The sequence below is a fragment of the Dehalobacter sp. genome (genome assembly GCA_023667845.1).
In the GTDB taxonomy this organism is placed as follows: Bacteria; Bacillota; Desulfitobacteriia; order Desulfitobacteriales; family Syntrophobotulaceae; genus Dehalobacter.
Map to the genome: position 1 here is coordinate 58,857 of JAMPIU010000125.1, position 18,317 is coordinate 77,173.

General features: G+C 44.5%; 18 protein-coding genes. 7 read left to right on the plus strand and 11 right to left on the minus strand.

Features of this window, described 5'->3' with window-relative positions; translation table 11 throughout:
• Positions 1-265 precede the first annotated feature (265 nt).
• From NC238_09545 to NC238_09565, 5 genes are read left to right on the plus strand one after another with little or no spacing between them, the layout of a single operon-like run.
• The gene (locus NC238_09545; protein ID MCM1566171.1) at positions 266-589 is read left to right on the plus strand and encodes a PadR family transcriptional regulator; all 324 of its coding nucleotides are present in this window, start codon (positions 266-268) and stop codon (positions 587-589) included.
• 2 nt (positions 590-591) lie between these two features.
• On the plus strand, positions 592-963 hold the full coding sequence (locus NC238_09550; protein ID MCM1566172.1) for a DUF1048 domain-containing protein: 372 nt from the start codon (positions 592-594) through the stop codon (positions 961-963).
• 2 nt (positions 964-965) lie between these two features.
• Positions 966-1,319 (plus strand): DUF1048 domain-containing protein, encoded by a 354-nt coding sequence (locus tag NC238_09555; GenBank protein ID MCM1566173.1) that lies wholly within the window; start codon positions 966-968, stop codon positions 1,317-1,319.
• Positions 1,316-2,080, plus strand: coding sequence for an ATP-binding cassette domain-containing protein (locus NC238_09560; GenBank protein ID MCM1566174.1), 765 nt, complete (start codon positions 1,316-1,318; stop codon positions 2,078-2,080). The genes NC238_09555 and NC238_09560 overlap by 4 nt, the downstream gene beginning before the upstream one ends.
• A 49-nt stretch (positions 2,081-2,129) precedes the next feature.
• Positions 2,130-2,900, plus strand: a complete 771-nt coding sequence (locus tag NC238_09565) for an ABC transporter permease (protein ID MCM1566175.1) — start codon at positions 2,130-2,132, stop codon at positions 2,898-2,900.
• Positions 2,901-3,108: 208 nt separating this feature from the next.
• On the opposite strand, the gene NC238_09570 is transcribed toward NC238_09565, so the two are convergent.
• The 10 genes from NC238_09570 to NC238_09615 form a co-directional block, all read right to left on the minus strand.
• The gene (locus NC238_09570) at positions 3,109-3,573 is read right to left on the minus strand and encodes a VOC family protein (protein MCM1566176.1); all 465 of its coding nucleotides are present in this window, start codon (positions 3,571-3,573) and stop codon (positions 3,109-3,111) included.
• Positions 3,574-3,855: 282 nt separating this feature from the next.
• Positions 3,856-4,866 carry an arsenosugar biosynthesis radical SAM protein ArsS gene (gene arsS / locus NC238_09575; protein ID MCM1566177.1) on the minus strand — a complete coding sequence of 337 codons (1,011 nt, stop codon included), beginning with the start codon at positions 4,864-4,866 and terminating at the stop codon, positions 3,856-3,858.
• A 16-nt stretch (positions 4,867-4,882) separates the two neighbouring features.
• Complete coding sequence (locus tag NC238_09580) at positions 4,883-5,569, minus strand: TVP38/TMEM64 family protein (protein MCM1566178.1); 687 nt, start codon at positions 5,567-5,569, stop codon at positions 4,883-4,885.
• A gap of 3 nt (positions 5,570-5,572) precedes the next feature.
• Positions 5,573-6,277, minus strand: coding sequence for a TIGR04282 family arsenosugar biosynthesis glycosyltransferase (locus tag NC238_09585; protein ID MCM1566179.1), 705 nt, complete (start codon positions 6,275-6,277; stop codon positions 5,573-5,575).
• Positions 6,274-6,960 carry a TIGR04283 family arsenosugar biosynthesis glycosyltransferase gene (locus NC238_09590; protein ID MCM1566180.1) on the minus strand — a complete coding sequence of 229 codons (687 nt, stop codon included), beginning with the start codon at positions 6,958-6,960 and terminating at the stop codon, positions 6,274-6,276. Before NC238_09590 ends, NC238_09585 begins: the two co-directional genes overlap by 4 nt.
• Entirely contained in the window at positions 6,896-7,369 is a 474-nt protein-coding gene (locus tag NC238_09595; GenBank protein ID MCM1566181.1) for a C-GCAxxG-C-C family protein, read from the minus strand. The genes NC238_09590 and NC238_09595 overlap by 65 nt, the downstream gene beginning before the upstream one ends.
• Positions 7,350-8,303: a flippase-like domain-containing protein gene (locus NC238_09600; GenBank protein ID MCM1566182.1), complete on the minus strand. Its 954-nt coding sequence runs from the start codon at positions 8,301-8,303 to the stop codon at positions 7,350-7,352. The genes NC238_09595 and NC238_09600 overlap by 20 nt, the downstream gene beginning before the upstream one ends.
• A 2-nt stretch (positions 8,304-8,305) precedes the next feature.
• Complete coding sequence (locus NC238_09605; GenBank protein ID MCM1566183.1) at positions 8,306-9,256, minus strand: rhodanese-like domain-containing protein; 951 nt, start codon at positions 9,254-9,256, stop codon at positions 8,306-8,308.
• A 757-nt stretch (positions 9,257-10,013) separates the two neighbouring features.
• Positions 10,014-10,982 (minus strand): DUF3231 family protein, encoded by a 969-nt coding sequence (locus tag NC238_09610; protein MCM1566184.1) that lies wholly within the window; start codon positions 10,980-10,982, stop codon positions 10,014-10,016.
• A gap of 79 nt (positions 10,983-11,061) precedes the next feature.
• Positions 11,062-12,033, minus strand: a complete 972-nt coding sequence (locus NC238_09615) for a DUF3231 family protein (protein ID MCM1566185.1) — start codon at positions 12,031-12,033, stop codon at positions 11,062-11,064.
• A gap of 226 nt (positions 12,034-12,259) precedes the next feature.
• Between NC238_09615 and NC238_09620 the strand changes: the two genes are divergently transcribed.
• Positions 12,260-15,154, plus strand: coding sequence for a PAS domain-containing protein (locus NC238_09620; GenBank protein ID MCM1566186.1), 2,895 nt, complete (start codon positions 12,260-12,262; stop codon positions 15,152-15,154).
• Between the two features lie 46 nt (positions 15,155-15,200).
• Positions 15,201-16,871, plus strand: coding sequence for an ATP-binding protein (locus tag NC238_09625; GenBank protein ID MCM1566187.1), 1,671 nt, complete (start codon positions 15,201-15,203; stop codon positions 16,869-16,871).
• 469 nt (positions 16,872-17,340) lie between these two features.
• On the opposite strand, the gene NC238_09630 is transcribed toward NC238_09625, so the two are convergent.
• A complete protein-coding gene (locus tag NC238_09630) occupies positions 17,341-18,306 on the minus strand; it encodes a DUF3102 domain-containing protein (protein ID MCM1566188.1) in 966 nt (321 codons plus the stop codon).
• Positions 18,307-18,317 lie beyond the last annotated feature (11 nt).

Sequence of the window (18,317 nt, forward strand, 5' to 3'; positions counted from 1 at the left end):
ATTCTATTGCTTCACAAGGACACCAGTGAATACAGGCAAGGCATCGTTCACAATTATGCTGCCAAACCGGACGCCGGTCATAAGATGTCCTACCCATCTGGTTTCCCCTTAGCGGAAGGTCATCTGCTTGCGCTTAGCATCCGTTATAGATGAAATTTATTATCAGAGCAAACGCTATTGACAAAGTGTCTACTATGTTTTACTATATAGCAGTATTAAGTAACACTCCATACCAGTCATACAGAATAGCAAGGGGGCGATTGTACTGGAAAACCTAACAGAAATGCTCAAAGGCGTGCTTGAGGGCTGCGTCCTTGAAATTATAAGCCGCAAAGAAACCTACGGCTACGAAATCACACGGCGGCTGAACGCCCTCGGCTTTCCAGATGTTGTGGAGGGAACGGTGTACACTATCCTGATCCGGCTTGAAAAAAGCAAGCTGGTAGAGATCACCAAAAAGCCCTCCGACATGGGGCCGCCGCGAAAGTTTTTCGCGCTCAACGACGCGGGACGCGAGGAACTGCAGAGGTTCTGGGAAAAATGGGAATTTGTCGCGTCGAAAATCAACCAATTAAAGGAGGAGCAGTAACAATGCTTGATTCTTTTAAAAAACTGATAATAGGCGACATGGAAGAAAAACGGGCCTATAAACAAATGATGAAAAGGGTTGACGCCCTGCCGAAAGATTATCGGTTTGCATTTCGCAAAATTCAACATTATATGTTTACCGTTGGCCCCCCTGGCGGTGACATGACGATATTTACGGACTTGACGATGTTTACGGACTTAGTGGATTTATTCGAAGCAAGCGCTGCAGAGGGCAGACAGGTTCTTGATGTCATAGGCAGTGACGTCGGCAAGTTTTGTGATGAGTTTATGCGCGCGTCGGGTGCCAATACTGAAACACTGCGAGAAAAACTAAACAAAGAGGTTATGGCAAGGTTTAACAAGGAGGGACAATAACGATGCTGGAGCTTATCAAAAAGATGATCGGGGACAAAAAAGAGTATAGGGAGCAAATGGCAAGAGTAGAAGCGCTGCCTGAAGACTATCGGTTCGTATTTAAAAAAATCCAGGGATACATGTGGAATTTTGCGGGAGGAGACGGCTCTGACATGTTGAAAACTCAGTACGAATTGATAGAGTTGTTTGAGGCCAGCGCAGCGGACGGCAAGCACGTTCTCGACGTGACGGGCGAAGATGTTGTCGGGTTCTGCGACGAGCTTTTGCGCGACACGAAAGTGTGGACCGATAACTTTCGTCAAAAATTAAACCGTGACATTATGAACAAATTCGGAAGGGAGAAAGATTCTAAATGAAAGACATCGCAATCCAAGTGAAAGGACTGCAAAAGTCTTACCATAAGCTTCATGTCCTAAAAGGCGTGAATTTTGAGGTGGAAAAGGGCAGTATTTTCGCTCTGCTCGGCTCCAACGGCGCGGGCAAGACAACGATTGTCAAAATCCTCACCACGCTGCTCAAACAGGATAGCGGAACTGCCACCGTCAACGGCTTCGACGTTGCGGCAAAGCCCGACTATGTACGGCAATCGATCAGCCTGACTGGGCAGTTTTCCGCCGTGGACGAGATTTTGACCGGGCGGGAAAACCTTATTATGATCGCCAAGCTCCGGCACCTCGACAACCCGCGTCAGGTCGCGGATGATTTACTGAACCGCTTCGGCCTGACCGAGGCCGCCGACCGCAGGGTATCCACTTATTCGGGCGGTATGCGCCGCAGGCTCGATATCGCCATGAGCCTGATCGGAAAACCGCAGCTTATTTTTCTCGACGAACCGACCACCGGGCTCGATCCCGAGGCGCGCATTGAGGTTTGGAAGGTTGTCAAAGAACTTGCTAACAGCGGCACGACGGTATTCCTGACCACGCAGCATCTGGATGAAGCTGAACAGCTTGCCGATCAAATTGCCATTCTGCATGAGGGCAGGATTATCGCGGGCGGCACACTCGCGGAGCTGAAAAAGTTGTTCCCGCCCGCCAAGGTGGAGTATGTGGAAAAACAGCTGACATTGGAGGAGATATTCCTGGCCATCATCGGCAAACGTCCACGGATGGACTAATACCGCGGTGCCACGGATGGCAAAGAGCGGTAAAAAGGAGGAGAAGTAAATGGAAACAATCAGGAAACACTTTTTCAGCGATATGAGCGTTATGCTCGGACGTTCCATGCGTCATATTTTCCGCAGCATGGATACCATTATCACGGTCACCGTCACTCCGATCGCGATGATGCTGCTGTTCGTCTATGTGTTGGGCGGCGCGATTCAAACCGGCACGGATAACTATGTGAATTACCTGCTGCCCGGCATCCTGCTGATTGCAATTGCAAGCGGCATCGCCTATACGTCTTACCGTCTGTTTATGGATATGCAAAGAGGCATCTTTGAACGGTTCCACTCCATGCCGATTGCGCGTTCGGCCGCACTGTGGGGGCATGTGCTGACCTCACTGGTATCCAATGTGATTTCGGTTGTTGTCATCATTCTCGTAGCGCTCATAATGGGCTTCCGCTCGTCGGCAGGCGTATTGTCATGGCTTGCCGTGGCTGGTATACTCGCGCTGTTTACGCTGGCCTTGACCTGGATCGCGGCGATTGCCGGACTGTCCGCAAAATCGGTGGACGGTGCAGGCGCCTTTTCCTACCCGCTTATCTTCCTCCCATTTATCAGTTCGGCGTTTGTACCGACCGAATCGATGCCGTCAGTCGTTCGCGCCTTTGCCGAAAACCAGCCGGTGACTTCGATAGTGGACGCCATCCGCGCGCTCCTGTCGGGGCAACCTGTCGGAAATGATATTTGGGTTGCACTCGCGTGGTGCTTAAGCGTACTGATCGTCGCATATCTGTTTGCGATGCGCGCGTACAAACGGAAAGCAGCTTAATGTTTGCAGGCATTGAAATGAATCTCCATTCCGTTATAGGTCCTGCAGGATCTCCTGGTCTTGATCAGTTCGATAACCGGTTTTTGATAATCCATCGTTATACCCCTTAAACATTCGATTCGACACTCTTTATTATTCCAGGTCACGGTTTCGGCATCCCTAAAATGGCCCGGCGGCAGTGATTGGGAATCCCGGCCTTATTTTACTTTTACAAAAGTGTTTTAATATAATCAACCGGCACATCCATACGAGCGGCTGTTTCTTCAATCGACAGTCCGGTGTCTATAAATCTCTTCATTACCATCATGATGTTTTCTCCGACTTCAATGATGTGCTTATCCGGATCATAAAAACGAATGACGTGCTGACCCCACGAATGCTCTAAGAGCGGATGAACATATTCGATATTATTGATCCTGTTTAATTTGGCAGCGAAGGCGTCGATGTCATCTTCTTCAAAATACAACTCACAGGCATTATTGCCGAAAATAATTTCTTCATACGGCTTATGAATAAAGCCTTGCCAGGAATCTACAGTCTGCAAGACAATGCCTCCTGTCAAGGTAACATTTGCCCCAAAATCAGCAACGACTTCTAATCCTAGAACGTCGTAATAAAACTGCTTTGCTTTTTCCATGTCTCTAACTGCAATTAGGGTGCAGGTATATTTCATTCTCGCTATCCTCCAATGTGAGTGTTTAAATTGCTATTATATGGATAATGTGCAGCTCACAACTCTGCAAAATTAGCTGGTTATAAACATATTGATGCCAATTAAAAGAATCAAAAATCTTTTATTCTCGGTTTTCTAAAAGGCGTAAAGCGTGGGATAATATAGTGCTCAAAAGGTCTTTTTCAGCTTGCTCTCTGGCATCCACCTTATATCGAACCGGGCCGCAATGCATGAATATTATGGGATGATGCCCAAAGTTTCCAATTTATATAGTACCTCGATTTAAGCCAAAGCGCCACCACAACTTGAACCAACTCCCGCAGTACAAGCATAGCAATGATTATTAAGCATAATTTTACGGTCCTGAAGGGTAGCAAGATTAAAATCCTGAACAAATCTTGGTTGACAATTCAGCCCCAGCATCTGGTTAAAATCGCAGTCATAAAGTTGACCGTCCCATCCCACAGAAATCAATTCCCGGCACATGACTTTCGATACAGCCGATAGGTTAAAAGCACCGGCCAAATGTGACATATACCTTTCCAGGTTCTGGCTCTCAGTAAGAAAAGTCAGAAAACGTCCAACCGGAACATTCGTAAGAGTGTGTAAATTATTGAAACGAACTCCGTAACGGTTCAAAAGCTCTCTGCGAAAATCCACTTCAATCATGTGTTGGGGCGGTGGTAAAAAAGCGCCACCCGGATTATAAACCAGATTAAGCTTTAACTGACTGTTCTCGTTTCCATAGCCTAAATTATTTAATCGCTGAAGAACCTGAATAGAGGTTTGAAAAACTCCCTTTCCCCTCTGTCTCTCAGTATTCTCTTCTTTGTAACAAGGTAAGGAGGATATTATCTCAACACCTTTACTGGCGAACAACTGCAGCAGAGGGGCATATTCAGCTAAAGCCAGTACAGTAAGATTTGTCCGAATCATGACATGGCTGCCTATTTTAACTGCCTCATTTAAAAACCAGGATAAGTGGGAGTTTAATTCAGGGGCTCCCCCAGTTATATCCAGGTTGGGAATATGATTATCAGCCAGGGCTTGAAGACAAAAAGACATAGTCTGCTGACTCATAGATTCCCGGCGATGAGGCCCTGCCTCGGCATGACAATGCTTGCAGGACAGGTTGCATACCTTGCCTACATTGACCTGAAGCGTATTGATAGAATTGCTGCTCCTTAGGGGATATAAATTTACTTCCTTAAGTTTTTCCTTAAACGGTTTGATACCTTTAACAGATTGCAAGCAATTCGGTATTAAATCCGCTGATTTGTAATAAGATTCCACGGTGTGTCACACCCTTTTAGTTACTATGCTTTTTCTCCCACATTTGCCGTAAGACAAATATGACTATACTTAATGAAAACAGTATCAGAAGTCCGAAGACAAATGTTCTTACACTACCCACCAACATTCCTCCCACATAGGAATAAATAATTGTGGCCGGGAGCTGGCCTAGGCCCGTGGCCCAAAAGAATTCCCAGAAGCCCATTGAGGTTAAGCCAGCTGCATAGCTGACTATATCAAAAGAGACAAAAGGCAGCAAACGGGCTACTAATACTGCCCATTTCCCATACTTTTCAAAGAAAACATCAACCTGCTTGAGTACAGAACGGGTGGTTAGTTTTTCTGCAACCGTCCGGCCATAGATGCGGGCAATGGCAAAGCATAGAGCCGCTCCTGCCATAGCGCTGCTCCATGACAATATTGCTCCTTTAATCCAGCCGAATAATCCGGCATTGGCAAAGGTTATCACGAAAGCCGGAAGGGGTGCAATTAATGATTGAAAGACCATCAGAAAAAAGGATACAATCGGTGCCCATATGCCGAACGACAGAATGTACTCCTTTGCTGCTGGTATATTAACCATAGATAAGATAAAGATCGCCTTGTTTACCGCGGAATGAACCGGCTGTACAAAATAGTAACTGCCGACAATCAACGCTAAAACACCTATTTTAATAGTCCAGTTTTTATATCTCCTGTCCATAATTCAACTCCCTTCGGCCAAACTAAAATCTAAGCTATATTTTTGCACTAACAATTCTGCAATCCTGTACGACTGCAATCCCTTATATGTTTCTTTTCCCGCTAAGCCCCGCCGATAGTAAGCCAGCATGTCTTCCCATGTATCAATGTCCTGCAAGCTTTCCAGTAGCGAATAGGTAAGCCCCTTATCTCTTACAGCCTGCAGAGTCCTTTTCAGCACTTCAGATGTGCTCCAGGGTATACCACAAAAAAGATCGCGACAATTTTTCTTTAAGCCTATTAGATAATAACCACCGTCTTGGGCGGGTCCTAAGACAACATCAACTTCCCTAAGCCTGTCAAAGGCCTCTTCCAGAACTGCCCTGCTGATTTCGGGAATATCTGAGCCGATGATTAAAATGGACTGATAGTGTGACAAGCCCTCCTCTGCAATGTTTTGCATTCTTTCTCCTAAACAATTCCCTTGCTGCAATCGTTCCTGAAAATGATAGTCATCCCAAATAGCCAGATTTGGCGACTGCAAATCGGCTAATGAAGAGTACCAATAAACGTAACCGGGTAGTCCTGTGCTGTTTACGGTATTCAGAATATCTCTAAGACTGGCTTGGTGGAAAGCGGCACTTTCCTCGTCGGTGATTACACGTTGAAGACGAGTTTTAGTATAGCCGGGATGTGGTATTTTGCTCATGACGGCAATCACTTTTTTCATGACTTCTCCCTATACCTTAAGACGAGTAATTCAGGATTTACCCCAAGTTTATAAAGTAATTTCAGCATCTGCATTTTACAGATGGTTCGGAACAATCCGCGGTTGCGAAAACGTCTGCTGCTCGTTACGACTTTACCCTCAATAACAAAGGCTTCGCCAAACCGGCGCATCCTTTTGGAGAACTCCATATCCTCCATGATAGGTATGGGAGGAAATCTTCCCGCTCTCTGAAAGGTTTCCTTTCTGCAGTAGATAACCTGATCGCCATAGCAGCTGGAAAAAAAGCGGCTGCGAAGGTTAGAAAAAAAAGCCAACATTCTGTAAAACGTGTCATCATAATCAAAAGCCATTGTACAGCAGCCCCATGTAGCACCGGCATCAAGAGCGGCTTCAATATCTGCGAAAATTCTGCTTTCAAAATCTGTATCGGCATGCAAAAAAATCAGCGCCTCGCCTCGGCTAACATCGGCACCGGCGTTTAACTGTGTTCCTCTTCCGCGTTGAGCCGAAATTAGTCGAACCGGATATCTGCTGCATATTTGTCGCGTGTTATCCTTACTCCCACCATCTACGACTATAACTTCAAGCTCTGATAGATATTGCAGCTTTTCCAGGAGATCAGCAATCTTCTGTTCCTCGTTCAAAGTTGGAATAACTACCGATATTCGTGGGAAAATTGGCACACTCCTGTTCCTCCCATACCTTGATAAGGATACTTACTGACTGTATTGTTAGTTCTATACACCCCGTATTGCCGATATTTCGCCAAAAACCATGTTTCTTGCGCAAAACACGGCAGCAGGTTGACCCAAAGACCCGTGAAAACTCCGTGTGCAGCCTCTGCGCTATTGCCTCCCCTTGGTTCAGATTATACTTTTCCGATATAATACCGGAAAACATGACCATACCGACTAGACTTCCGCAAGTACAGCCGCTGCCCATTCCGCGAGTGAATAATGCCGCCGCTCCGTACGTATCTTCATTGAGTTTGATGTTAAAAACCTGACTGGCGGCGTATAGAACAGACTGGCAACAATTGAAACCATCTTTCATATGTTCACGAACGAGCACTTCAGCAGTTTTCTCCAACACTGCATTCCCTGTCCTTCCTTCGATGAATTAACCAGAACCAACCACCATATAAACTGCAAAAGCTGACTAAAAACGCAAAGATAAGAGAAGCCGCAAAGGCTGGCCCTTTGTCGACTCCATAGGTCGAAAGCAGAAAAACATAAGCCCCCTCCCGTACCCCATACCCGTTGATACCCAAGGGAATCATGGATAAGGCGGAGATGGCCGGAATTATATAGATCACCTCTATAAAACTAAGCTCCGTGATATTTAAAGCCCTAAAAATCGTGTAATTTACTCCCACCACCGTTAACTGGAACAGAACCGAAAGTGCCCCCACTAAAAAAACCTTTCTCCAATGCTCTTTGAGTGAACCTCCATGCTGGCACAATCCAACTAGAAACCGTGCGCAACGCCCCTTTTTCTTTAGGAGAAAGCCGGGCGGACTGGCCAGAGCAATTAGCATAGTTAACCCTGAAGAGACTATAATTAAAATAATAAACAAACCGTTGACCTGTAAACTCATCTGCCTTGCAAACGAACTTGCCAGGACTCCGGTGACTGCCAAACCAAAGGTGGCAAGTATGCGTTCCACTGTAATAGATGCAGCGGCTCCCGCCATATCCCCCAGCCTTTTTCCGGTAAGAATTATGCGGATACTGTCCCCTCCGATACTTGATGGCAAAAAGTTATTCGCAAAAATGCCTATCCAGTAAAACATCCATAAATCCTTAAAAATTGTTTTAAAACCTTGGGCCCGCAATAAAATCTGCCATTTGACCGTACTTACATACATGGACAGGAAAATAAGCAGAATGGCTGGAAGAAGCCAGGTAATTCTGGCTTCTTCCAGTACATGCCTTAACTGCGACCAATCAATGGTATAAACCAGCCAGGATAAGAGGCCCAGTGAAACAACAGTTTTAAGAAGTATCGCTTGATTTTTTTTTAACATCCCTATTTTTCAAGAGGCAGATTTTTATTTCCTGACCACTCATAAAATGACGCATCATAATTACGGGCTTTTTCAAAACCAACCATTTTTAAAACCATAGCCATATGCCCTGAACGAATCCCTTTGGTGCAATAAGTTACGATCGTATCATCAGTTTTTAATCCTGCACCGGTAAAGAGAGCTTTCAGTTCTTGGGAACTTTTTAATGTTCCGTCGTTATTAAACATTTCTTCAAAGGCTAGGTGAATGGCTCCCGGTAGGTGTCCGCCCCGTGCCTCACCAAAGTCTGTAGCGCCAGCCCATTCTTTGTCTGTGCGAACATCCACAATCTTGATGTTTTTCTGGTTGGCCACAATCCAGTCTTGTGTCGCATTAATCTGTTCATCAAGCGCGGATATGCTGAAAGTCACAGGAATAGGGCTTACCTGAGCATTATTTATAGCCCCACCGGCATTCTTCCAAGCCGATAAACCGCCATCAAGAATTTTGACGTTTTTTATTCCGGCTACATTAAAAGTCCAAAGTACGCGGCCTTCCTCACCCCAGCCCGGTGGTTGGCCATAAACCACTGCCATTTTGTCTCCATTCACTCCTAATTTACCGATGGCTGCTGCCAGTTCTTCCTTTGGTAAAAGTGTACCCCAGGCAGGATCCCCCGGTTTTCCTTTGACATTGGCAAAGGTTTGCCATACCGCATTCACAGCTCCCGGAATATGTCCATCGGCATATTCTTTGTCTGTTCTAACATCGATTACAACGGTTTTTTCTAAATTAGCCTTCAACCAGTCGGCATTCACAAATAGCGTGGCTTTTTGTTCGTCAATCCGGTCAGTCTGTTGAGTGGGAGCCGATTCAGGTCCAGGCGTGGCAGTCGGAGCGTTCTTACCGCAAGCCGCAAGACTAAGGACTAGAATTAAAGCCATAAATAAAACAAATACTCTTTTAAATCTCATATTTTCCAATCTCCTTCGGACCTTTCATCCATTTAGTGTTAGTACAAGTTTAAGTATAGCAGGCAGATGATTAATTAAAAATACATATTATCTATAACGACGATTATATTCCATCGAATTTATCAATTCTTATTACATGTTATAGTTACATTCATCTGGAGTTTCTGTTTCAGACCTGGAGGTTATTGGTCATTTCGACAGTTTGGAAGCCCTTATGGAAAGTGTTAGGGAACAAAAAAGATGCCGCTTGAAGCTGATGGGGCCTTCGAGGGCAATCTCCGTTTAATTACAAGAACAGTTTTCCTATATTTTAACATATTCATTCAGTTTTATTACAGTGACCAAATTTATTACCTGCAGGATAATACCATATGGAGTGTGGATTTTGAGTGGAAAAATAAGTTTATTTACCAGGCAACTATCAGAGTTTATGCTATATTAACAAATCGCTCCGGCTCACTTTGCTGAATATCTTCTTCCCTTCTATCGCTGAGCTTCCTACATCCCAGGCCAGGAAGAACCCAAGTAGGGCGATTGCAGCTGCAAGCAAGCTTACGGCCGTGAATCCTTTGTTGGCTGTGTTTGATAGGGAATATATAATTCTCCAATATATCCTTCATTTTATATTCCCATAACAACTGCCAGATCATTTGGCAAATTCCCTGCATCACAGATAGTTCAGGGTGGCTTTTCAGAGGTAAAAAAACCCTATCCTCTATAGAAAAGAAAAATCTTCGTTGTGAAGATAAATATTAATTTATACTAACTCTCCATACATAGGCGGTACTTTTGTCCAACCTTTCGCTTTTCCGTATACCAGAATTTTATCATACGTACTCATTTCGACTTTGAATAGATCGATGAATATTTCGCGCAGGTGATCATTTCTTACCGTTTCTAATACGGCTCTCATGTGCAGGTCCACAGAATCCTGAATCCCTGCGAGAAGTATTCTATACATAAATATATCTTCCATGGCTTCCGGATCTACGCGTTGCACGATTTTAGCAGGTGGTCTTTCAGGTACAGGGACATTGTATTTTAGAGACAGTTGCTCAAATAGCTCGATCTGCTTTTTGAGAATTTTAATTCCCATCTCCAACATTACTTTAAAGCTCGGGTCATGGGCAAAACTTCCGTAAAACTGGGTTAACTCCAACTGGTCATATCTAAAATTCAGATGATCCCAGATATGGAAGGCTTCACTGACTGATAACTCCTCTTTTTTCATGGGTTTGGGGGGCTTATAAGCCGGGGGGTTGTCCTCCCAGCTTTTAAGTTTTCCATACTTATATAAGAGCTGAAACTGTGAAGCGTGGCCTAAAAGGGCCTCTTTAAACAGTTCCCTCACACGATCATTCGTCGTCGAGGTCCGATAAGCCCTAGCTAAAGCATACATTTCAGTTACTAGATCTTCAAATATTTTTCTGTAAATAAATTTGTCTGTAAGCTCATCGACCTTTTTGTCAATCTTAAGATCCGCAGCAGGTCTCTTGGGTAAAGTTACCGAATAGCGGGCTGCTTCCTCCTCCAAAATCTTTGATTCCTTTAAAAAGGTACTCAAGAATTGATTGAGTAGAAGATCGAAATCACGGTCATGAATAAAGTTTTTATACATCTGAAATGTTTCTATACTTCCATAGCGAGCTCTAAGAGTATTCCATAAATTGAACGCTGTAATAATATCAACTGTTTCCAGGCTGTTTCTTTTAAAAATTGATACCAAATCAGTCACCTCCGATTATGCTTATTTCTTGAATACTGTTGTTTAGTTTGAAGCAAATATCAATATAGTATTCACTAGTTTATACTAACTCGCCATACATGGGCGGTACTTTTATCCAGCCTTTCGCTTTCCCGTATTTTAGGAATCGATCATACGAGCTCATTTCGGCCTTAAAAAAATCGATATATATCTCGCGCAGACTGTCATTTCTTACCATCTCCAGTACCGCCCGCATGTGCATGTCCACAGAATTCTGAATTCCCAAGAGAAGAATCCGATACATAAATTGGTCGTCCATGACTTCCGGATCTATGGGCTGTACCATTTCAGCGGGTGGCCTTTCAGGCACATGGACACTATATTTTAGACACAGTTCCTCAATTGTTCCGATCTGCTTTTTGAGAATTACCAAGCCCATATCCAAGACAGCGATAAAGCTGGTGTCATGGGTAGAACGAATGAAGTAATTGACTAATTCCAACCGGTCATATCTAAAATTAAGATGATCCCAAAGATGGAAAGCTTCACTGATGGATAAATCCTCATTTTTCATTGGTTTAGAGGTCTTATAAGCCGGAGGATTATCCTCCCAGCTCTTTAATTTGCCAAATTTAAATAATGTTTGAAATTGATAAGCGTGACCTAACAGAGCATTCTTAAAAAGTTCTCTGAGCCGGTCATGATTTGTCGTGGTCCGATAAGCCCGGCCAAGAACCATCATTTGCGTAATCAGGTCTTCAAATATTCTCCTGTAAATATATCTGTCTGTAAGCTCATCCAGCTTTTTATCGATCCGAATATCCACTGCCGGTCTCTTCGGTAAGGTTACCGCATGGCGGGCTGCTTCATCTTCCAATACCGTAGATTCCTTTATAAAAGTATCTAAGAAATGACTAAGCAGAAGATCAAAATCGCGGTCGTGGATAAAGTTTCGATACAGCTGAAGGGTTTCAATACTTCCATAACGCGCTCTTAAGGAATTCCATAAATTGAAGGCTGCAAAGATATCAATAACTTCTTCACCGGATATTTTTTTTAACAGAGAACCCACAACAATCACCTCATTAAAATTTTGTTTTAGTATCCGTTTGGCAAGTTTATTTTATGAATATACGGTATAAAGAATATCCTCATTACATACTCGGGTTCGACAAGTTATTCGCCCACTGAGATGTATAATATAAATTAAAGAAAAATAGAGGTAATACTCTAATCATGTCCAATATTAACAGATAAACATTTGATAGATAAAAATCGGAATGAACAGAGGTTATTTTATGCCAAACGACTTGAACACAACCGAGAGTCTTCCAATTGTGGGAATCGGAACCTCGGCTGTTGGCGAGAAGGCCTTTAAGGCTTTTTTTGAAAATATACCGGGCGACTGTGGGATGGCCTTTGTTATTGTCGGCTGTCACGAAATGAAGGTTCAGGTCCTGCAGGAATACACCGCGATGCCTGTTTTAGCGGTTAAAGACGAAATGAAGCTGATACCCAATCATGTGTTCCTCTGCCCGGAAGATAAAGATACCGGAGTTGTACGGGGTGATTTTTATTTAAGGGAACCTCTTCCTAATCCGCGCAAACCATTGGACTATTTTTTTAGCGCTCTAGCCTATGACCAGGGTGAAAATGCAATCTGTATCCTACTTTCCGGCACAGGTAATGATGGCGCACTGGGCTTAAAAGAAATCAAAGCGCAGTTTGGTCTGGCAATGATTGAAGACGCGGGCTTAGCTGGCTGTGCTGATTCCACCGGCAGTACCCCGGGTTGGGGATCTGCAGATTATGTATTACCGATTGAGAAGATGGGCGGCCAGCTCCTTGTCCATAGTAAGTGGCTGCAAAGCAGAGCTTCGCAGAGTATGAGTGAAAATTTGGGTAAGAACGCTGAAATAATAAAAAGAGTGCTTTTTATTATCCAAATGCATAACGGACACGATTTCTCTCTTTACAAAAAAGGCACGATTTACCGGCGGATAGAAAGCAGAATGCGCTTTTGCCATATTCAAGATCTGGATGAGTATGTTCACTATTTGCAGAAAAACGCGGTAGAAGTGGAAACCCTTTTCAAAGCGATATTGATTAATGTAACCCGTTTTTTCCGTGACCCTGAAGCATTCCAGGTTTTGGAGAATCAAGTGATTCCAGGTTTACTGGCGGACAAGCCGGAAGGATATAACCTGCGAATATGGATTCCCGGATGTTCCAGCGGAGAAGAAGTCTACTCCCTGGCAATCCTCATCCAGGAATACATGAATAGATCGCGGAAGAATATGACCCTGCAGATCTTCGCTACAGATATTGACGAAGAGGCAGTACTAACGGCCAGGACCGGCTTATATCCCTTAAGCATCGCGGACGATATCCGCCCTGAGCGTTTAAAACGCTTTTTTAAGCTGGAAGAAAATCAATATCGGATTTCAAAGGAGATCCGGGGAACCATCATTTTTGCTTCGCATAATCTTATTAAAGACCCGCCTTTCATAAAGGTGGATATGATCTGTTGCCGGAACCTTTTAATTTACTTTGAAAATTCCTTGCAAAAAAAGATTGCCAACCTTTTTCACTTCAGCCTTCTGCCCGATGGCATCCTCTTTTTAGGCCCCTCCGAATCTTTTGGAAACAATACAAACCTTTTTACAGTGGTCAACAGTAAATGGAAATTATATAAGCGTCTGGATGTCATGTCCAGGCCCTGGACAACTTTACTTCCCGGTTCGTCTTTAGTCACGGCTGCGAGGGCTACTGCGGGTTTAACAAGCGTTGCAGGATTGGAAAAATCAGGTATGATCAATTCGATCGAAAAAATGTTGTTAGAAAGCTATACCCCGGCCTGTTTTATTGTTAATGAAAGGGGAGATATCATCTATATCAATGGCCGCAGCGGAAAATATTTTGAATTGGCGGCAGGAGAAGCCAGCCTGAACATCGCGACCATGGTCAAGGAGGAAATGCGCTATAGCATAAGGGCGGCACTTCGTCAGGCTGCTAAAAATAAAGAAGATCTTACGATTGAAGGCGTGAAGGTTATCATTAATGACGAACAAGTCACGCTTAATTTTAGTGTTAAGCCGATAGCGGAACCTGAGACATTAATGGGTTTGATCCTGGTTATTTTTGAGGAAGTATCTGCCTTACCGATAGATATACCGCTAAATAATAACCATGACAGCGCACCAGCCACGGTAACGCGGATCGGCGAATTGGAGAATGAACTGCAGAATACAAAGGTTCAGCTATTTAAAACGATCGAAGAGATCGAATTATCCTACATGGAGACAACGGCTGCCAACGAAGAACTGCACTCCGCGAATGAGGAATTACAAAGTTCCAATGAAGAGATGGAGACTTCTAGGGAAGAAATGCAGTCCCTCTATGAGGAAGTCGTAACGGTTAACAACGAACTGCAAAATAAGCTGAACGAACTGTCCCAATCTAATGACGATATGGCGAATCTTTTCAACAGCGCTGAAATTGCCTTTATATTCCTGGATCGTAATTTGAACATTATGCGTTATACGCCATTAGCCCCCAAGATGGTCCACATCATTCCTTCCGATGTTGGCCGGCCCTTAGCCCATCTGGTATCAAGGCTCCGCAATGAAGATATTGTCAGCGAAGCGGAAAAAGTTTTGGCAACCAATGTAAAAACAGAGAAAGAAGTTGTGACCTTGGATGGCGTATGGCATCTGATGCGGATGACACCCTACCGGACTTCTGAAAACCTGGTGGCCGGGGTTGTGGTTTCTTTTGTTGATATCAGCAAGCTGAAGTCACTGGATTTACTGAACCTTGAGTTGAGAAAGGGACGTGATTATGCCAATAATATCATTGAGGCTCTCAACGACCCCCTCCTTGTGCTGAACGATGACTTCAAAGTTCTGTCGGCGAACATGGCTTTTTATCACTTTTTCCAAGTGAAGCCGTTCGAAACTGAAGGATGCTTCCTTCCTCAACTTGGCAGCGGACAATGGAACATTCCCGATTTTATAGAAAAACTGTCTTCCATTATCACGGAAGGCACCTCCTACCGAAATTTTCGGGTGGAGTATGGATTTCCGGATATTGGCCACAAAATCATTTCCATTGATGCCCACCGAATTAACAGCAAAAAGCCGGCTGCAGATTTAATCCTCTTGGTCTTCAGGGACATAACCGGGGATAAATAAGTTTATAGCTATTTCTTAACCTTGAGAGGTGAAAGTTGGTGGTTGGATGGATTCTCTAGCTTTACGCCAGAACGCGGAAAGGCTGATGGACCAAAGGCACAAAGGCTTGGAAGCAAACGCGGCTGACTGCTCATTTGTGGATGAGGAACTTGAGGTTTATCATATCGAATTATCCATACAAAATGAAGAATTGCAGCGGATTGGTCTGGAGAACGAATTGTCCCGGGACAAATATATGCGATTATATGATTTTGCCCCGGTAGGATTTTTCACCTTGGAGACCAATGGTCGGATCCTAGAAATAAACCGGAGCGGGGCCGCTCTCTTCGGAGCTGAGAAGAGCAATTTATTGGGTAAGGTCTTTACCAGCTATGTGACAGAGGAATACCAAGACACTTTTTCTGCGTATTGTCAGAAACTTAAGTGGACAAAAATAAAGCTGGACTGCGAGCTGAAACTCCGGAAAAATGGCGGGACTGTTTTTTATGCTTTGATGGAAGGGATAATCGCCAACGAAAAAGATGAAAATAACACCCTTTGTTTTGTTGCAATCATGGACATTACCGAACGAAAAAAGAATGAGGATGAGCGTCTAAAGTATGACCGACTGGATGCTTTAGGACTTCTGGCCGGGGGCATCGCCCACGACCTTAACAATCTGCTTACTGTCATCTGGGGTAATATCTCCTTGATCAATATGAACTCGTATTCAGCGGAAAAAAGCCATGTGCTCCTGTCTGAGGCAGAAAAAGCCTGCAGGCAGCTTGAGGATTTAAACAGACAGCTGCTGACTTTTGCCAAGGGTGCAACACCCCTTAAAGCGCAAATATCCATCGCTGAATTACTTCATGATTCCGCGATCTTTGCGATGCGGGGTTCCAATGTGCGCTATGAACTTGATCTACCCGATGATTTATGGCTCGCCAAAGTAGATAGCAGCCAAATCAGCCAGGTGGTCAATAATCTGATTATCAATGCCAAGCAAGCCATGCCCGATGGCGGAACGTTATCTTTAAGCTGTGAGAACACCTATGTGACACCGGAAGAGGGACTGCCGTTAAACCCAGGTCCCTATCTTAAGATAACCGTGAAGGATCACGGTGTGGGCATTCCCAAAGACCAGCTCAACAGGATTTTTGATCCTTACTTTACGACGAAGGCCCAAGGGAACGGGTTGGGATTAGCTACTTCGTATTCCGTGGTCAAGAAACACGAAGGTCACATCTATGTTGAGTCCGAACTTGGTCTGGGAACAGCTGTGTATGTTTATCTTCCCGCCTTGCCGGGAACAGCTACGTCTGAGAAAAAAAACAGCGACTCGCCTCTCCTGGGACGGGGTAAAATTTTGGTTATGGATGATCAGATTACCGTAAGAACCGTTATCGGAGATATGATTGCCCAGTTGGGGTATACGACTTCCTTTGCCGCAAATGGAGAGGAAGCGATCCGTTTTTACATAGATGCCAAGGAAAAAGGCGTGCCTTATGATGCGCTCATCCTAGATCTCACTGTCCCCGGCGGCCGTGGAGGCAAGCAGACCATCACAGAGCTGATTAGGATAGACCCCGATGTCAAGGCCATTGTTTCGAGCGGCTACGGTAATGACGCTATTATGACCGATTTTAAAAGTTATGGCTTCAAGGGGGTTATATCTAAACCTTTTTGTCTGGATAAAATCAGCAAAACCCTTTGGGATATTATTTCGGTCTCCGCGTGATCTTTACTTTTTTCTTTCAAAGTATTCTTAATCTATCGATAAACCTAAGAATAACAAGTTATAAACCCAACAGCTGCCTAAGTGACTGCTGGGTTTATTTGTTTTTCAATTTGTTGTTGGTATTAATCTACAATGAGTAATTTATTTTCCATGAGTAATTTGTCTTGTTTAATCAGAAAACGATAAGGTATCATTAAATTTGTAATGTAATGAAGAACTCGTTGCGTAAAACCTCTCCGCTTGGACTATCTACGTTATCCCCTGCGACAATTTTTTCACCTATAAGAAAATTTCGGAGTGTCAAGCAACCCCTTGTATCACAAGGCGGCTCTGAGATGCACATCAGCTTGATGACTTTTTACGTCGCGTTTCAATCAGTACTAAAGCCACCAACAAAAGTAGTATTCAATTAGAGAAGAATCCCGCTGTTTGGTCGTGACAACGGGATTCTTTACAATAGGATTTTTGTTTACAGTTCCGGAATATCCTTTGCCCACATCTCATCCCGCGCCCGCTGAATCAGAAACTCATAGACTTTATCCTTATAGGCAACGAAGGTGTCCGGGTCGCTTTGTTTGATCTTATCGAGCTGGAACCACAGTTCTTTGACCACCCGGTCCAGTTCCCCGTAGAGAAAGGCGATATTGTTGGCGCGTACCTTGGTCGACGCACTGCTTAAGTTCTTGCGCAGGGAGTTCAGGGATTTATAAGCGGTTGTTTTTTTGATGGAGGTTACCTCGTTCTGCAGGTTTTCGGCTTTTCGCTCTAGCCGGCTCTTGGCCGTAAACAATTCCTGGGCGTTTTTATCTAGTGCGGCGTTCGCTTGGGCCAGCCGGGCGGACTTTTCCTTTTCCTCCTCCAGGGCTTGCTGCAGGACCGCTTTTTTCTGTTCGGCCTGTTCCTTTTCCCGCCGGGCCTGATTCCAGTCGTCAATCGCCTTTTGCAGCTCGCGGGTAGACGTTCTCGCGACATCCGTGTCCGTGATGAAAGCGGCTCTTTCCTCTTCCGGTACGCCTAAGAGGATGTAGGCCTGTGAAAAGCTCAGTTCGGGTATTTCCTGGTCCGGTTCGCCGTCGGTGAAGATAGAAAGCTGTTTGACGCCGTACTCCTGGTAGAGGCGCATCATTTTTTCGGCCGTATCCTGGGAGTAGCTGACCTCCTCTTTCAACCAACGGCCCCATTCCCCATACTTGACCTGCTCCTTGATCTCCGTCAGTCGCCGCCCGATCTCGATGGCGCTGCTGAGCACGATCCGATGGGTCTGTCTTTTGATCAGGTTAATTTCCGACGCGATTAACTGCGGCGTCCGTACGGTCATTGTCTCGTTCATGTCAATCACTTCGTTCATAAGCTCTTCCCGTTCCTCGCTTCCCTGTGTGTTTTTTGGCCCAATAGGATGTCCCAGTTTCCGATACTGTCGCGGAATCTGGAACAAGCACCGGTCTA